The 13342-nt window shown below is 68.2% G+C and carries 20 protein-coding genes; 1 reads left to right on the top strand and 19 read right to left on the bottom strand.

Going from position 1 to position 13342, the window contains the following annotated elements:
* Positions 1-3: 3 nt before the first annotated feature.
* The 18 genes from rplF to ACWGJO_RS09270 all read right to left on the bottom strand — a co-directional run bounded on the left by rplF (position 4) and on the right by ACWGJO_RS09270 (position 10299).
* Positions 4-543 carry a 50S ribosomal protein L6 gene (rplF, locus tag ACWGJO_RS09185; RefSeq protein ID WP_030393304.1) on the bottom strand — a complete coding sequence of 180 codons (540 nt, stop codon included), beginning with the start codon at positions 541-543 and terminating at the stop codon, positions 4-6.
* A gap of 22 nt (positions 544-565) precedes the next feature.
* A complete protein-coding gene (gene rpsH, locus ACWGJO_RS09190) occupies positions 566-973 on the bottom strand; it encodes a 30S ribosomal protein S8 (protein ID WP_033824224.1) in 408 nt (135 codons plus the stop codon).
* Positions 974-1241: 268 nt separating this feature from the next.
* Positions 1242-1427: a type Z 30S ribosomal protein S14 gene (locus tag ACWGJO_RS09195; RefSeq protein WP_030393303.1), complete on the bottom strand. Its 186-nt coding sequence runs from the start codon at positions 1425-1427 to the stop codon at positions 1242-1244.
* 4 nt (positions 1428-1431) lie between these two features.
* On the bottom strand, positions 1432-2001 hold the full coding sequence (gene rplE, locus ACWGJO_RS09200) for a 50S ribosomal protein L5 (RefSeq protein WP_030393302.1): 570 nt from the start codon (positions 1999-2001) through the stop codon (positions 1432-1434).
* The gene (rplX, locus tag ACWGJO_RS09205) at positions 2001-2312 is read right to left on the bottom strand and encodes a 50S ribosomal protein L24 (protein WP_030055828.1); all 312 of its coding nucleotides are present in this window, start codon (positions 2310-2312) and stop codon (positions 2001-2003) included. Before rplX ends, rplE begins: the two co-directional genes overlap by 1 nt.
* 15 nt (positions 2313-2327) lie before the next feature.
* A complete protein-coding gene (rplN, locus tag ACWGJO_RS09210; protein ID WP_030393301.1) occupies positions 2328-2699 on the bottom strand; it encodes a 50S ribosomal protein L14 in 372 nt (123 codons plus the stop codon).
* Positions 2700-2801: 102 nt separating this feature from the next.
* Positions 2802-3074 carry a 30S ribosomal protein S17 gene (gene rpsQ / locus ACWGJO_RS09215; protein WP_030055826.1) on the bottom strand — a complete coding sequence of 91 codons (273 nt, stop codon included), beginning with the start codon at positions 3072-3074 and terminating at the stop codon, positions 2802-2804.
* Positions 3074-3298 carry a 50S ribosomal protein L29 gene (gene rpmC, locus ACWGJO_RS09220; protein WP_063348970.1) on the bottom strand — a complete coding sequence of 75 codons (225 nt, stop codon included), beginning with the start codon at positions 3296-3298 and terminating at the stop codon, positions 3074-3076. Before rpmC ends, rpsQ begins: the two co-directional genes overlap by 1 nt.
* The gene (gene rplP, locus ACWGJO_RS09225; RefSeq protein ID WP_030055824.1) at positions 3298-3717 is read right to left on the bottom strand and encodes a 50S ribosomal protein L16; all 420 of its coding nucleotides are present in this window, start codon (positions 3715-3717) and stop codon (positions 3298-3300) included. The genes rpmC and rplP overlap by 1 nt, the downstream gene beginning before the upstream one ends.
* 5 nt (positions 3718-3722) lie before the next feature.
* Complete coding sequence (gene rpsC / locus ACWGJO_RS09230; protein ID WP_359820416.1) at positions 3723-4547, bottom strand: 30S ribosomal protein S3; 825 nt, start codon at positions 4545-4547, stop codon at positions 3723-3725.
* Entirely contained in the window at positions 4547-4894 is a 348-nt protein-coding gene (gene rplV, locus ACWGJO_RS09235; protein WP_030055822.1) for a 50S ribosomal protein L22, read from the bottom strand. Before rplV ends, rpsC begins: the two co-directional genes overlap by 1 nt.
* 57 nt (positions 4895-4951) lie before the next feature.
* Positions 4952-5233, bottom strand: a complete 282-nt coding sequence (gene rpsS / locus ACWGJO_RS09240) for a 30S ribosomal protein S19 (RefSeq protein WP_030055821.1) — start codon at positions 5231-5233, stop codon at positions 4952-4954.
* An 11-nt stretch (positions 5234-5244) separates the two neighbouring features.
* A complete protein-coding gene (gene rplB / locus ACWGJO_RS09245) occupies positions 5245-6081 on the bottom strand; it encodes a 50S ribosomal protein L2 (protein ID WP_320440637.1) in 837 nt (278 codons plus the stop codon).
* 43 nt (positions 6082-6124) lie between these two features.
* The gene (gene rplW, locus ACWGJO_RS09250; RefSeq protein WP_030280768.1) at positions 6125-6442 is read right to left on the bottom strand and encodes a 50S ribosomal protein L23; all 318 of its coding nucleotides are present in this window, start codon (positions 6440-6442) and stop codon (positions 6125-6127) included.
* Complete coding sequence (gene rplD, locus ACWGJO_RS09255) at positions 6442-7119, bottom strand: 50S ribosomal protein L4 (RefSeq protein WP_359897509.1); 678 nt, start codon at positions 7117-7119, stop codon at positions 6442-6444. The genes rplW and rplD overlap by 1 nt, the downstream gene beginning before the upstream one ends.
* A gap of 5 nt (positions 7120-7124) precedes the next feature.
* The gene (gene rplC, locus ACWGJO_RS09260; protein ID WP_189916064.1) at positions 7125-7772 is read right to left on the bottom strand and encodes a 50S ribosomal protein L3; all 648 of its coding nucleotides are present in this window, start codon (positions 7770-7772) and stop codon (positions 7125-7127) included.
* 14 nt (positions 7773-7786) lie between these two features.
* Positions 7787-8095 carry a 30S ribosomal protein S10 gene (rpsJ, locus tag ACWGJO_RS09265; protein ID WP_012785157.1) on the bottom strand — a complete coding sequence of 103 codons (309 nt, stop codon included), beginning with the start codon at positions 8093-8095 and terminating at the stop codon, positions 7787-7789.
* Between the two features lie 392 nt (positions 8096-8487).
* The gene (locus ACWGJO_RS09270; protein ID WP_452182866.1) at positions 8488-10299 is read right to left on the bottom strand and encodes a hypothetical protein; all 1812 of its coding nucleotides are present in this window, start codon (positions 10297-10299) and stop codon (positions 8488-8490) included.
* 288 nt (positions 10300-10587) lie between these two features.
* Between ACWGJO_RS09270 and ACWGJO_RS09275 the strand changes: the two genes are divergently transcribed.
* On the top strand, positions 10588-12348 hold the full coding sequence (locus ACWGJO_RS09275) for a hypothetical protein (protein WP_452182867.1): 1761 nt from the start codon (positions 10588-10590) through the stop codon (positions 12346-12348).
* Positions 12349-12435: 87 nt separating this feature from the next.
* On the opposite strand, the gene ACWGJO_RS09280 is transcribed toward ACWGJO_RS09275, so the two are convergent.
* Positions 12436-13341, bottom strand: coding sequence for a glycosyltransferase family 2 protein (locus ACWGJO_RS09280; protein WP_452182868.1), 906 nt, complete (start codon positions 13339-13341; stop codon positions 12436-12438).
* Between the last annotated feature and the right edge of the window lies 1 nt (position 13342).

Raw genomic sequence — 13342 nt, forward strand, 5'->3', positions numbered from 1 at the left:
CGCTTACTTACCACTCTTTCCGACCTTGCGGCGGATGACCTCGCCCGCGTACTTGACACCCTTGGCCTTGTACGGGTCCGGCTTGCGCAGCTTGCGGATCTTCGCGGCGACCTCGCCGACCTTCTGCTTGTCGATGCCGTCCACGTGGAACTTGGTGGCCGACTCGACGACGAAGGAGATGCCCTCGGGCGCCTCGACGAGGATCGGGTGGCTGTAGCCCAGCTGGAACTCCATGTCGGAGCCCTTCGCCAGAACTCGGTAGCCGACACCGCTGATCTCCAGCGACTTGCGGTAGCCCGCGGTCACGCCGGTGATCATGTTCGCCACCAGCGTGCGGGTCAGGCCGTGCAGGGCCTTCGACTGACGCTCGTCGTTGGGGCGGGTGACAGCCAGAATGCCGTCCTCGCCCTTGCCGATCTCGATCGGCGCGGCGACGACGTGGGTGAGGGAGCCCTTCGGGCCCTTCACCGAGACCGTCTGGCCATCGATGGTGACGTCCACGCCAGCGGGGACCTGGATGGGCAGCCGTCCAATGCGCGACATTGCTGTACCTCCGTTTCCCGAATTACCAGACGTAGGCGAGAACTTCTCCGCCTACGCCCTTCTTGGCGGCCTGCTTGTCGGTCAGGAGGCCGGAGGACGTGGAGATGATCGCCACGCCCAGGCCGCCGAGAACCTTCGGCAGGTTGGTGGACTTTGCGTAAACACGCAGACCCGGCTTGCTGATGCGCTTGATGCCGGCAATGGAGCGCTCACGGTTGGGGCCGAACTTGAGCTCGATGGTCAGCTTCTTGCCGACCTCGCCCTCGACGGGCTCCTCAACCTTGTAGGAGGAGATGTACCCCTCCTGCTGCAGGATCTCGGCGACGTGCGCCTTGATCTTGCTGGCCGGCATCGCCACGGTGTCGTGGTACGCCGAGTTCGCGTTACGCAGACGCGTGAGCATGTCTGCGATGGGGTCGGTCATGGTCATGATGGCCTCAGGCCTCTCTCGCCGCGGTTTCTCCGCGCCAGGTCCCCCTTGCGCACTCTTCCGAGTTCGCCAGGGGCACAAGCGCAGGGGACCTGCGACGTCGTAAGACTGGGTGCGAGCCCTCCCTTGAGAGGGCCACGGACATCCATGGGGAAGCCGTGGCAGGGGGCCCGACCCCACTACCTTACGGGAATCCGTACGGCAGGCCCAAAACGGGCCGGTGTGGGATCGGGCACCTCTGCTTCGCTGTGTGCCTAAAGCGCCTTGATTACCAGGAGCTCTTGGTCACGCCCGGCAGCTCGCCGCGGTGCGCCATCTCACGGAGGCAGACACGGCACAGGCCGAACTTGCGGTACACCGAGTGCGGACGGCCGCAGCGCTGGCACCGGGTGTAGGCCCGGACGCCGAACTTCGGCTTCCGCTCGGCCTTCGCGATGAGGGACTTCTTCGCCATTGGCTCACGCCTCCTTGAACGGGAAGCCCAGAGCGCGCAGGAGCGCCCGGCCCTCGTCGTCGGTCTGAGCGGTGGTCACGACGGTGATGTCCATACCGCGCTGACGGTCGACCTTGTCCTGGTCGATCTCGTGGAACATAACCTGCTCGGTCAGACCGAAGGTGTAGTTGCCACGGCCGTCGAACTGCTTCGGGGAGAGGCCGCGGAAGTCACGGATTCGCGGCAGGGCCAGCGAAACCAGACGGTCCAGGAACTCCCACATGCGGTCACCGCGGAGGGTGACGTGCGTGCCGATCGGCTGGCCCTCGCGCAGCTTGAACTGCGCGATGGACTTGCGAGCCTTGGTCACGGCCGGCTTCTGACCGGTGATCGCGGTCAGGTCGCGGATCGCGCCCTCGATCAGCTTGCTGTCACGGGCGGCCTCGCCGACACCCATGTTGACGACGACCTTGACCAGGCCGGGCGTCAGCATGACGTTCTCGTACGAGAACTGCTCCTGCAGCTGACCCTTGATCTCGGAGTTGTAACGCTCCTTGAGACGGGGGGTCACCTTCTCAACAGTCGTCTCAGACATCAGATGTCCTCACCGGTTCGCTTGGCAACGCGGATCTTGTTGCCCTCGTCATCGAAGCGGTAGCCAACGCGGGTGACGACCTTCTTGCCGTCCTTCTCCACGACCAGCTGGACGTTGGAGACGTGCACCGGGGCCTCGACGGTGACAATGCCACCCTGAGTGCCCGGGCCCGGCTTGGTGTGCTTCTTGACCCGGTTCACACCCTCGACCAGGACCTTGTTCTCGGCGGGCATGGCCTGGATGACCTTGCCCTGCTTGCCGCGGTCCTTGCCGGTGATGACCTGAACCAGGTCACCCTTCTTGATCTTCATGCTGTTCGCCATGAGTTAGAGCACCTCCGGCGCAAGCGAGATGATCTTCATGAACTTCTTGTCACGCAGCTCGCGGCCCACCGGGCCGAAGATGCGGGTGCCACGGGGGTCACCATCGGTGTTCTTCAGAACGACCGCGGCGTTCTCGTCGAAGCGGATGTACGAGCCATCCGGACGACGACGCGACTTCACGGTACGGACGACGACGCACTTGACGACGTCACCCTTCTTCACCGAACCGCCGGGGATCGCGTCCTTGACGGTCGCGACGATGACGTCCCCGATACCGGCGTAGCGACGACCGGAGCCACCGAGAACGCGGATGCAAAGGATTTCCTTCGCGCCCGTGTTGTCGGCGACACGCAGTCGCGACTCCTGCTGGATCACAGCTTTCTCCTGATCGTCAACGAGAGCTGACGGGCCGGCCGCTGCTCACACCGGCGTCCCGCAGGGACCCGCTGCACATACGGCCGTACCACATCGGCTTCGTTACTTGGCCTTCTCGAGGATCTCGACGACGCGCCAGCGCTTCGTCGCGGACAGCGGGCGGGTCTCCGCGAGGAGGACCCGGTCGCCGATGCCGCAGGCGTTCGCCTCGTCGTGCGCCTTCAGCTTGTTCGTACGGCGGATGACCTTGCCGTACAGAGCGTGCTTGACGCGGTCCTCGACGGCGACGACGACGGTCTTGTCCATCTTGTCGCTGACGACGAGACCCTCACGGGTCTTGCGGAAACCGCGCGTCTCGTTGGTGTTCTCAGTCATCAGGCGTTCTCCACCGTCTCGATGCCCAGCTCGCGCTCGCGCATCAGGGTGTAGATCCGCGCGATGTCCTTGCGGACGAGCTTCAGCCGTCCGTGGTTGTCGAGCTGCCCGGTCGCCGCCTGGAAGCGGAGGTTGAACAGCTCCTCCTTGGCCTCACGGAGCTTGGCAACGAGACCCTCGTTGTCCAGCTCGCGGAGGTCAGCAGCCTTGGTGCCGGCCGACATCAGCTCTCACCTGCCTCGCGCCGGATGATCCGGCACTTCATCGGGAGCTTGTGAGCTGCGCGGGTCAGCGCCTCACGAGCCACCTTCTCGTTGGGGTACGACAGCTCGAACATGACCCGACCCGGGTGCACGTTCGCGATCCACCACTCGGGCGAACCCTTACCGGAACCCATGCGGGTCTCGGCCGGCTTCTTGGTGAGCGGACGGTCCGGGTAGATGTTGATCCAGACCTTGCCGCCACGCTTGATGTGACGGGTGACGGCGATACGAGCGGACTCGATCTGCCGGTTCGTCACGTAGGCCGGGGTGACGGCCTGGATGCCGTACTCGCCGAACGCGAGCTCGGTGCCACCCTTGGCAGCGCCACGGCGCTTGGGGTGGTGCTGCTTGCGGTGCTTGACCCGACGGGGGATCAGCATTGGGGTCAGGCCTCCGTTCCGGTGTTCTCGGCAGCCGGAGCCTCGGCGGCCGCGGCCGCGGGGGCCTCGGCAGCGGCGGGGCGACGGCCGCGGCCACCGCGCTCGCCACCACGGCGGTCGCCACCGCGGGCGGGACGACCACCCTCGGGACGGGCCGGGCGGTTGCCCGAGCGGGCAGCGGCGTTCTCAGCGCGGACCTCGGCGATGTTCTTGACGTCGCCCTTGTAGATCCAGACCTTCACGCCGATGCGGCCGAAGGTGGTCTTGGCCTCGAAGAAGCCGTAGTCGACGTTCGCACGCAGGGTGTGCAGCGGCACGCGACCCTCGCGGTAGAACTCCGAACGGCTCATCTCGGCGCCGCCGAGACGACCGGAGCACTGGACCTTGATGCCCTTGGCGCCGGACTTCATGGTGCCCTGCATCGACTTGCGCATGGCACGGCGGAAGGAGACGCGCGAGGACAGCTGCTCCGCGACGCCCTGAGCCACGAGCTGGGCGTCCAGCTCGGGGTTCTTGACCTCGAGGATGTTCAGCTGGACCTGCTTGCCGGTCAGCTTCTCGAGGTCGCCGCGGATGCGGTCGGCCTCGGTGCCACGGCGACCGATGACGATGCCGGGGCGAGCGGTGTGGATGTCGACGCGGACGCGGTCGCGGGTGCGCTCGATCTCAACCTTCGAGATGCCGGCGCGCTCCATGCCCTTCGTCATCATGCGACGAATGGCAACGTCTTCCTTGACGTAGTCCTTGTACAGCTTGTCGGCGTACCAGCGGGACTTGAAGTCCGTGCTGATGCCGAGGCGGAACCCGTGCGGGTTAACCTTCTGGCCCATTACCGGGTCCCTTCCTTGCTGCTGACGACCACGGTGATGTGGCTGGTCCGCTTGCGGATCCGGTAGGCGCGGCCCTGGGCACGCGGGCGGAACCGCTTCAGGGTCGGACCCTCGTCAACGTACGCCTCGCTGATGACGAGGTCGTCCACGTTGGAGTGGTTGTAGTTGTGCGCGGCGTTGGCAATGGCGCTGTCGAGCACCTTGCCGACCGGCACGGTGGCGGCCTGCGGAGCGAAACGCAGGACGGCCTGGGCCTCCGTGGCCGGCAGGCCACGGATGAGGTCCACCACGCGGCGGGCCTTCATGGGCGTGACGCGGATGTACCGCGCCTGGGCCCTGGCTTCCATGGTTGTCCCCTTAATGGAGTAAGTCATTGAGTCGTTCTGGCGGTGAAGCTCAGGCGACTAGCGACGCTTCGACTTGCGGTCGTCCTTGACGTGGCCGCGGAAGGTGCGGGTCGGAGCGAACTCGCCCAGCTTGTGGCCGACCATCGACTCGGTGACGAACACCGGGACGTGCTTGCGACCATCGTGAACCGCGATCGTGTGGCCGAGCATGGCCGGGAAGATCACGGAGCGACGGGACCAGGTCTTGATGACGTTCTGGGTACCCGCCTCGTTCTGCGCGTCCACCTTCTTGAGAAGGTGGCCGTCGATGAAGGGGCCCTTCTTGAGACTGCGCGGCATCTGACCTGCTCCTAGCGCTTCTTGTTGGTCTTGCGGCGGCGCACGATGAGAGCGTCCGACGCCTTCTTCGGGCGACGGGTACGACCCTCCTTCTGGCCCCACGGCGAGACCGGGTGGCGACCACCGGAGGTCTTACCCTCACCACCACCGTGCGGGTGGTCGATCGGGTTCATGGCCACACCACGCACGGTCGGGCGAACGCCCTTCCAGCGCATACGGCCGGCCTTGCCCCAGTTGATGTTCGACTGCTCGGCGTTGCCGACCTCGCCGACGGTCGCGCGGCAGCGCGCGTCCACCAGGCGGATCTCGCCGGAGGGCATGCGCAGGTGCGCCATCTTGCCCTCACGCGCCAGCAGCTGGATGCCGGAGCCGGCGGAGCGGGCCAGCTTGGCACCGCCACCGGGACGCAGCTCCACCGCGTGGATGGTGGTACCGACCGGGATGTTGCGCAGCGGCAGGTTGTTGCCCGGCTTGATGTCGGCGCCAGCGCCGTTCTCGATCCGGTCACCCTGCGCGATGCCGCGCGGCGCGATGATGTAGCGCTTCTCGCCGTCCGCGTAGTGCAGGAGCGCGATGCGCGCGGTGCGGTTCGGGTCGTACTCGATGTGCGCGACCTTGGCCGGCACGCCGTCCTTGTCGTGACGACGGAAGTCGATCACGCGGTAGGCGCGCTTGTGACCGCCACCCTGGTGGCGAACGGTGATCCGACCGGCGTTGTTACGGCCGCCCTTGCTGTGCAGGGGGCGAACCAGCGACTTCTCCGGCGTGGACCGCGTGATCTCTACGAAGTCGGCCACGCTGGAGCCACGACGGCCCGGCGTAGTCGGCTTGTACTTGCGGATGCCCATTTGGCTCTCTCGTCCTCGTCCTTATCGACGATCACGATCTCCGTTAGGAGACCGGACCACCGAAGATGTCGATGCGGTTGCCCTCGGCCAGCGTCACGATGGCGCGCTTGGTGTCCTTGCGCTTGCCAAAGCCCGTCTTGGAGCGCTTGCGCTTGCCCTGACGGTTGATCGTGTTGACAGCCTCGACCTTGACCGAGAAGACCGCCTCGACGGCCTGCTTGATCTGGGTCTTGTTGGCGCCCGGCGACACGATGAACGTGTACTTGTTCTCGTCGAGAAGGCTGTAGCTCTTCTCGGAGATGACCGGCTTCACCAGGACGTCACGGGGGTCCGTGAACGTCTTGCTCGTAACGTCGCTCATCAGGCGGCGCTCCCTTCGAGCTCGCCCTCAGCGGCAACGGCCTTGGCGGACGCGGCCGGACCGGCCACGAAACGCTCGAAGGCGGCCTGGGTGAAGACCACATCGTCGGAGACGAGCACGTCGTAGGTGTTCAGCTGACCGGCGTCCAGGATGTGCACGTGCGGCAGGTTACGAGCGGACTTCAGGCCCAGCTCGTCCTCGCGCTCGACGACCAGGAGGACGTTCTTGCGCTCGGTGATCTTGCCGAACAGGCCCTTGGCGGCCTTGGTCGACGGCACCTCGGCCGCGACCACGTCGGTGACGACGTGGATGCGGTTGTGGCGGGCCCGGTCGGTGAGCGCACCGCGCAGAGCGGCGGCGATCATCTTCTTCGGGGTCCGCTGCGAGTAGTCGCGCGGCACGGGACCGTGCACGACGCCACCGCCGGCGAACTGCGGCGCACGGGTCGAGCCCTGACGGGCGCGGCCGGTGCCCTTCTGGCGGTACGGCTTCTTGCCGCCGCCACGGACCTCGCCACGAGTCTTGGTCTTGTGGGTGCCCTGACGGGCCGCAGCGAGCTGCGCCACGACGACCTGGTGCATCAGCGGAACGCTGACCTTCGCGTCGAAGATCTCGGCCGGCAGCTCGAGGCTGCCGGTCTTGTCACCCGAGGGCGACAGGATGTCAATGGTGCTCATATCCTTCACAGCCCCTTCGCCGCGGTGCGGACGAGGACGAGGCCGCCGTTCGGGCCCGGGATCGCACCCTTGATCAGGAGCAGACCCTTCTCCGCGTCAACCGCGTGCACGGTCAGGTTCTGGGTGGTCACACGCTCGTGACCCATCCGGCCGGCCATCTTCAGGCCCTTGAACACGCGGCCCGGGGTGGCGCAGCCACCGATGGAACCGGGCGAACGGTGCTTGCGCTGCACGCCGTGACCGGCGCCGAGGCCCCGGAAGTTGTGGCGCTTCATGACACCGGCGAAGCCCTTGCCCTTGGAGGTGCCGGTCACGTCGACCTTGACACCCGCCTCGAACAGCTCGGCGGTGATCTCCTGGCCCAGGGTGTACTCGGACGCGTCCGAGGTACGCAGCTCGACCAGGTGGCGGCGCGGGGTGACACCGGCCTTGGCGAAGTGACCCGCGAGGGGCTTGTTCACCTTGCGGGGGTCGATCTCGCCGAAGCCGATCTGGACGGCGTCGTAGCCGGCCGGGCTGTCGGCGGTGTGGACCTGGGTCACGACATTGGGCCCAGCCTTGACGACGGTCACCGGGACAACCCGGTTGTTCTCGTCCCAGACCTGGGTCATGCCGAGCTTCTCGCCCAGGATGCCCTTAATCTGCTTAGCCATCTTCGGTGCGCCTCTCAGAGCTTGATCTCGATGTCGACGCCCGCCGGCAGGTCGAGACGCATGAGCGAGTCAACCGTCTTCGGCGTGGGGTCGAGGATGTCGATCAGACGCTTGTGAGTACGCATCTCGAAGTGCTCGCGCGAGTCCTTGTACTTGTGCGGCGAGCGGATGACGCAGTACACGTTCTTCTCAGTGGGCAGCGGCACCGGGCCCGCGACCTGCGCACCAGTACGGATCACCGTCTCGACGATCTTCTTCGCCGAAGAGTCGATGACCTCGTGGTCGTAGGCCTTGAGCCGGATGCGGATCTTCTGTCCCGCCATGGCTACTCAGTAGTCCTTTGTCCTTAGTCACTGCACGACAACCCTCCGACCCCCGCGCTCGGGCGTGTCGCACTCGCGCTTGCAAAAAACCAACGAATTACTTCGTCGGTTTCGAACTTTCGGGGTTGGGGGCGCCGGATCGAGGCCCCGCTCACGCTTCCCGGAAGATTCCCGTACTTTCGCCCCGCAGCTGCCGTGGCGTAGAACTCACGCTTGACGGCCATCACGGGAACGACGAGTACATGGGACTCGCTTCCAGTCCTCCCGGCGGGAGGCGCGCAGCATCGGCACTCAACCGAGCAACTTGGACATACTGCCACATGGAGCAGCCCGGATGCCAATCGGGGCCGGTGAGACGCTCCTCACCGGCCCCGATGGGGTGAACGCCCTGGTCAGTCCTTGCGCCAGAGCACCCAGCCGCGGTCCTTGTTGTACTTCGCGACGTGCCAGCCGGGCTTCGGATTCGGCCAGCTGGCCTCCGGCGGGGCGTCCTTGCCGGTGGCCGCCAGGAACGCGGTGGCCTTCTCCGGCGGGGCGTTGCCGCCCTTGACGTCGTCCGTCCAGACCCGTCCCCAGTAGACCTCGTAGGCCATCGCCATCCGGGTGTCCCAGTCGAGGTCCCCGTCAAGGACCACGTTGTCGCCCTTGCGCAGGCCCGCCTCCTTGGCCACGCCGACCGCCTGGTACTTGCGGAACTTGGCGTGCGGCTCGGAGACGTTGTCGGTGATGGCAATCGTCGCGTAGGCCGCGAACAGCGTCAGACAGGCCACCACCGCGGCGACCACCCGGCGCCCGCCGGCCACCCGCAGCAGCAGGCAGGCGGCCAGCACCGCCAGCGCGCCGAAGCTCGTCCGGATCATGTGCAGGCCGTCCCAGGTCGAGGCCAGGAACATCGCGTCCGGCACCGTCCACGGACTGATCCAGAGCTTGAGCGCGGCACCCGCGTACGCGCCGACCGACACCTGGATGACACCGATCATCACCGTGCCGACCAGCGCCATCCACAGCAGCGCACGGGCCCCGGCCCGGAACAGCGCGGTCAGGCCGACCACCAGGAACAGCGGCACCAGCACCGCGCAGTACCGGGCGTACACCCAGTTGTCGATCCGGTCGTTGTCCGCCAGGCCGGCCGCCGAGGCCAGCGCGGTGCCGAACAGCATCGCCACCATGGTGAAGGCCACCACCCGCTCGGCCACCGAGTACCGGCGCCGGAACACCACCACCACGCACAGCACGAGGGCGATCGCCCCGAAGCCGTACGTGGAGGTCATGAAGTACCACAGCTGCCCGAACGTGCGGGCGACGATCGTGCCGATGTACTTGCTGTCCTCGAGGTTCTCGAAGACCTTGTTGCCGACGTCGCTCGGCGGCACGTCCTTGAACTGGCTCTCGACGAAGCCGGCCAGCAGCTTGGCGCCCAGGTACGACACCCCGAGCGCGCCGACGCCGGCCAGCGAGGCGAGCCGCGGCGCCCAGCCGAGGACCAGCACCACGACCAGCACCAGTGCCGTCAGCGCCACGACCACGCCGCCCCGGTCGTGGGTGGCCATCGTGTAGCCGGCCGCCAGGCCCGTCCCCGCCGCGTACAGCGCGCGGCGGCGCGCCGTGCCGGGCGAGAGCCAGCCGTGCATCGCGAGCACCCAGGCCAGCAGGAGCACCGGCAGCACGGTGTCCGACATGACGAACTGGGAGTAGAAGACCACCGGCGGCACCAGCGCCACGGCCGTGCCCACCAGGTACGCCTGCGGCCGGGACAGGCCCAGCCGGCGCGCCGCCACCACGGCCAGCGGGAACACCAGCGCGTTGAGCACCGCGTTGATGCCCATCACCAGGTGGTACGCGGTGGCCGGGTTGTCGGCGATCCGCAGCGCCGGCGAGATCAGCAGCGGGTAACCGCCCGGGATCACCACGCCGACCGGCATCTCGGTGGTCGGCCGGCCGGCCAGCACCCGCGCTATCACCAGGTACGAGTCCTCGTCGGCGTGCACCGACGGGAAGTAGTTGTGGATCGACAGCGCCAGGCGGAACGCCACCTGCGCGCCGTACCCGAGCAGCAGGGCCGCCGGCCAGAACCAGCGGTGGGCGGCGAGCGCCCGCAGCCGGACCGGCACGACCGGGGCCGGGGTGCCGGACGCGCTCCCGTCGCCGCCCTCACCCCGGCGCGGCCCGTCGGACGTGTGGGCAGAGTCGATCAGCGGCTGCACCGAGACACTTCCCTACTTGTATGAGTTGACGACCTCGTCACGGCCGGTTCCGGACGGCGCGCCACGGGTCCTGCCACCACGCGTCGAAGCGCATCGGCAGTGTGCCACGCGGTGATCGGCCGGAGCCAACGCACTCCTCGCCCCTGGACGACAACGACCCGCCCGGGAACGGTGGTTCAGCCCGCGACGATCCCCCGATCGAGGTGCTGGCAGAATCGCGGTGTCCGGCCACCGAAACCACACACCGCCCCCGCGTCCACGTGCTGCGGGAAGCAGAAGGACCGAACAGTGACGACGAGCGTCCAGCCCGCCCCCGCCTCGGGCAGGCATCAGGGCATACCGCCCAGCCAGAGGAGACGGGCAGCCGCTCTTCGCCTCCCCGCTGTCCTCTGGGCCGCCGAGATCCTGACCGCGGCCACGGCGGCGCTGTTCATGACCGGTCTGGCATGGACCGTCCACCTGAACCCCATGTCGAGGATCGGCCAGGTCAGTGGCCTCGCCGCGCTCCAGCTCCGGCTCCTGCTGCTCGTCGGTATCGTCGTCCTGGTCCTGGTGCCGGCGATGCGCCGCTGGGCGGACCTCCCGGTGCGGTTCGCCGCCGCCGCGGTCGCGGGCCTGTCCTCCGGCGTCCTGGCCGCCGGCATCTCGCTCGCGCTGCGCGACACCAACTGGCCGCTGTACGCCCAGCACGGCGACTCCGGCAGCCTCCAGGCCTGGGTCGGCGCCCTGATGGACGGCAAGTCCCTCGACGGCGCCTACCCGCCGCTGTTCCCGCACATCGTCGCCTTCATCGCCGAGCACCTCACCCACGGCCAGGTGGGCTACGCGCTCAAGCTCGCCGACCTGGCGTTCACCGCGCTGCTGGGCCCGCTCGCCTACCTGTCCTGGCGCCTGCTGCTGCCCCCGCTCTGGGCGCTCGGGATCGGCGTCACCGCCGCCCTGCCGATGGCGCAGCCGTACAAGCCGTACACCACCTTCGTACTCGTCGCCTTCCTCCCCGTGGTGGCGAAGCTGATGCAGCTCCTCCAGCGCGCCCCGGACCTCCCGCGCCGCACCGCCGCCGTCCGCGGCGCCGTACTCGGCCTCGGGATCGGGCTGCTGTTCCTCCTCTACTCCGGCTGGTTCGTGTGGTCCGCGGCCGGAGTGGTGGTGCTCACCCTGGTGCTGCTGCTGCGCGCCCGCCGCACCGGCGGTACCCCCGGCCTGCTCAACGCCCTGTGCGCGATCGGCGCCGCCGCCGGGGTCTTCCTGGTCGTCGCCGGCCTCTACCTGGTCCGGCTGCTCGGGTCCGCCGGCAGCACCGTCGACCGCTACTGCTACTTCGACACCTACACCGAGCCCACCTACTTCGCGATGTGGCGCGACGACCTCCCCGGCACCGACGGCCAGAGCACCTGGCCGGTCCCCGGCGAGATCGGCGGGGTCGGCCTCTTCACGATCCTCCTGCTGGTCGGCCTGGGTGTGGCGCTGGCCCTCGGGATCGGCCGGGCCACCGTGCTGACCGCCGCCGCGTGCACGGCGAGCGCCCTGCTGATGCGCTACTGGTACGCCTCCCACATGGAGCGCGACCAGGCCGTCATGCTCTACCCGCGCACCAGCGCGCAGCTGCTCTACTGCCTGCTGGTCCTCGTCGGGCTGGCGTGCTACCTGATCGTCCGCCGCCGCCAGGGCGCCCCGGCGGCCCCCACCTCCGAGACGGCCGCGGAGACCGGACGCCGGCTCCCGCTGCGCCTCAACCCGCGCGGTGTGGCCATCGGCGCCATCTGCTCGCTGGGCCTGCTCTTCGGCATGGCCGGCTCCGCCACCGCCAGCAAGTACATGCCCGACCCGCACTGGGGCCCGGGGGCGCTGGCGTGGATCGCGCAGAGCACCGCCGACACCAAGGGGCACTGCTCGCGCTACGCGCCCAACGGCCAGTGCGACCAGCCGACGGACATCAGCAACCTGCTGGAGCCGGTGCCCGACACCGGCAAGCTCGCGTGCCCGAAGGTCAACCCGTATCCGCCGCGGCAGCCCGACCCGCTCGGCCCCGCGGGCGCGCCCTGGTAAACCGTGGCGAGGCGCCCGCGAACGGCACTGGGCCGGTAGTCCGAGTTCGGACTACCGGCCCAGTGCCGTATCAGGACCTACGAACGGTCAGTGCCGCTCTCCGCCGGTCAGCGCGTGGCGGACCAGGACCTTGGCGCCGGCCCGCTGGCCGCGCTTCAGCGCGCCCGGCAGCATGGTCAGCGCGTGCAGCCGGGAGGCGCTGCGGAACCGGGCCGCCCGGGCGGCCTTCGGCCAGCCACGGGCGTCCATCCGCTCGGCCACCGCGTTGAAGTACCGCTCCGCCTCGGTGAACCGGGTGCCGGAGAAGGCCTGCACCGAGGACTCGCTGACGGCGTGCCGGCGGTACTGGAAGACGACGGTGGTGTTGTCCACCATCATCTGCTCGCCGCGCTCCAGCAGGTCGACGACCAGGGCCAGGTCCTGGATCACCGAGTACTCGTCACGGAAGTTGACCGCGCGCAGCGCCTCGCCCCGCCAGCAGATCGACGGGAAGTAGAGCCAGTTGCCGCGCAGCACGCTCGCGGCCAGCTCCTCGCCGCCCATCAGCCGCCGGCCCTTGACGGTCGGCGCGTAGATCTTCTCCTTGACGTTGTCCGCCAGGCCGGAACGGCTGACCTCGCCGTTGCCGTCGATGACCTCGACGCCCGGCTGCACCATGCCCAGGTCCGGGTTGGCCTTGAGGATTGACCGGACGGTCTCCAGGTAGTGCGGGTGCAGCAGGTCGTCGCAGCCCATGATGACCACGTGGTCGGCCTTGGACAGCTCCACGCACTTCTGGAAGTTCTTGGTGATGCCGAGGTTCTGCTCGTTGCGCAGGTAGCCCACCCGGTCGTCGCCGAGCGTGGCGAACCAGCCCGGGACGTCCGGCTCCTTGCCGTCGTCTATGACCGTCAGCCGGAAGTCCGGGTCGGTCTGCGCGAGGATGCTCCGCACGGCGGCCTGCATCAGCGCCACGTCGCCGTAGTACGGCAGCATGAACTCGAAGGTCGCCACG

It is taken from the genome of Kitasatospora sp. NPDC054795, assembly GCF_053611565.1.

What these genes read in the sequence shown, in the direction of transcription:
- rplF (WP_030393304.1), bottom strand. Translation starts at nt 543, where the DNA reads ATGTCGCGCATTGGACGGCTGCCCATCCAGGTCCCCGCTGGCGTGGAC.
- rpsH (WP_033824224.1), bottom strand. Translation starts at nt 973, where the DNA reads ATGACCATGACCGACCCCATCGCAGACATGCTCACGCGTCTGCGTAAC.
- ACWGJO_RS09195 (WP_030393303.1), bottom strand. Translation starts at nt 1,427, where the DNA reads ATGGCGAAGAAGTCCCTCATCGCGAAGGCCGAGCGGAAGCCGAAGTTC.
- rplE (WP_030393302.1), bottom strand. Translation starts at nt 2,001, where the DNA reads ATGTCTGAGACGACTGTTGAGAAGGTGACCCCCCGTCTCAAGGAGCGT.
- rplX (WP_030055828.1), bottom strand. Translation starts at nt 2,312, where the DNA reads ATGAAGATCAAGAAGGGTGACCTGGTTCAGGTCATCACCGGCAAGGAC.
- rpsQ (WP_030055826.1), bottom strand. Translation starts at nt 3,074, where the DNA reads ATGACTGAGAACACCAACGAGACGCGCGGTTTCCGCAAGACCCGTGAG.
- rpmC (WP_063348970.1), bottom strand. Translation starts at nt 3,298, where the DNA reads ATGTCGGCCGGCACCAAGGCTGCTGACCTCCGCGAGCTGGACAACGAG.
- rplP (WP_030055824.1), bottom strand. Translation starts at nt 3,717, where the DNA reads ATGCTGATCCCCCGTCGGGTCAAGCACCGCAAGCAGCACCACCCCAAG.
- rpsC (WP_359820416.1), bottom strand. Translation starts at nt 4,547, where the DNA reads ATGGGCCAGAAGGTTAACCCGCACGGGTTCCGCCTCGGCATCAGCACG.
- rplV (WP_030055822.1), bottom strand. Translation starts at nt 4,894, where the DNA reads ATGGAAGCCAGGGCCCAGGCGCGGTACATCCGCGTCACGCCCATGAAG.
- rpsS (WP_030055821.1), bottom strand. Translation starts at nt 5,233, where the DNA reads ATGCCGCGCAGTCTCAAGAAGGGCCCCTTCATCGACGGCCACCTTCTC.
- rplB (WP_320440637.1), bottom strand. Translation starts at nt 6,081, where the DNA reads ATGGGCATCCGCAAGTACAAGCCGACTACGCCGGGCCGTCGTGGCTCC.
- rplW (WP_030280768.1), bottom strand. Translation starts at nt 6,442, where the DNA reads ATGAGCGACGTTACGAGCAAGACGTTCACGGACCCCCGTGACGTCCTG.
- rplD (WP_359897509.1), bottom strand. Translation starts at nt 7,119, where the DNA reads ATGAGCACCATTGACATCCTGTCGCCCTCGGGTGACAAGACCGGCAGC.
- rplC (WP_189916064.1), bottom strand. Translation starts at nt 7,772, where the DNA reads ATGGCTAAGCAGATTAAGGGCATCCTGGGCGAGAAGCTCGGCATGACC.
- rpsJ (WP_012785157.1), bottom strand. Translation starts at nt 8,095, where the DNA reads ATGGCGGGACAGAAGATCCGCATCCGGCTCAAGGCCTACGACCACGAG.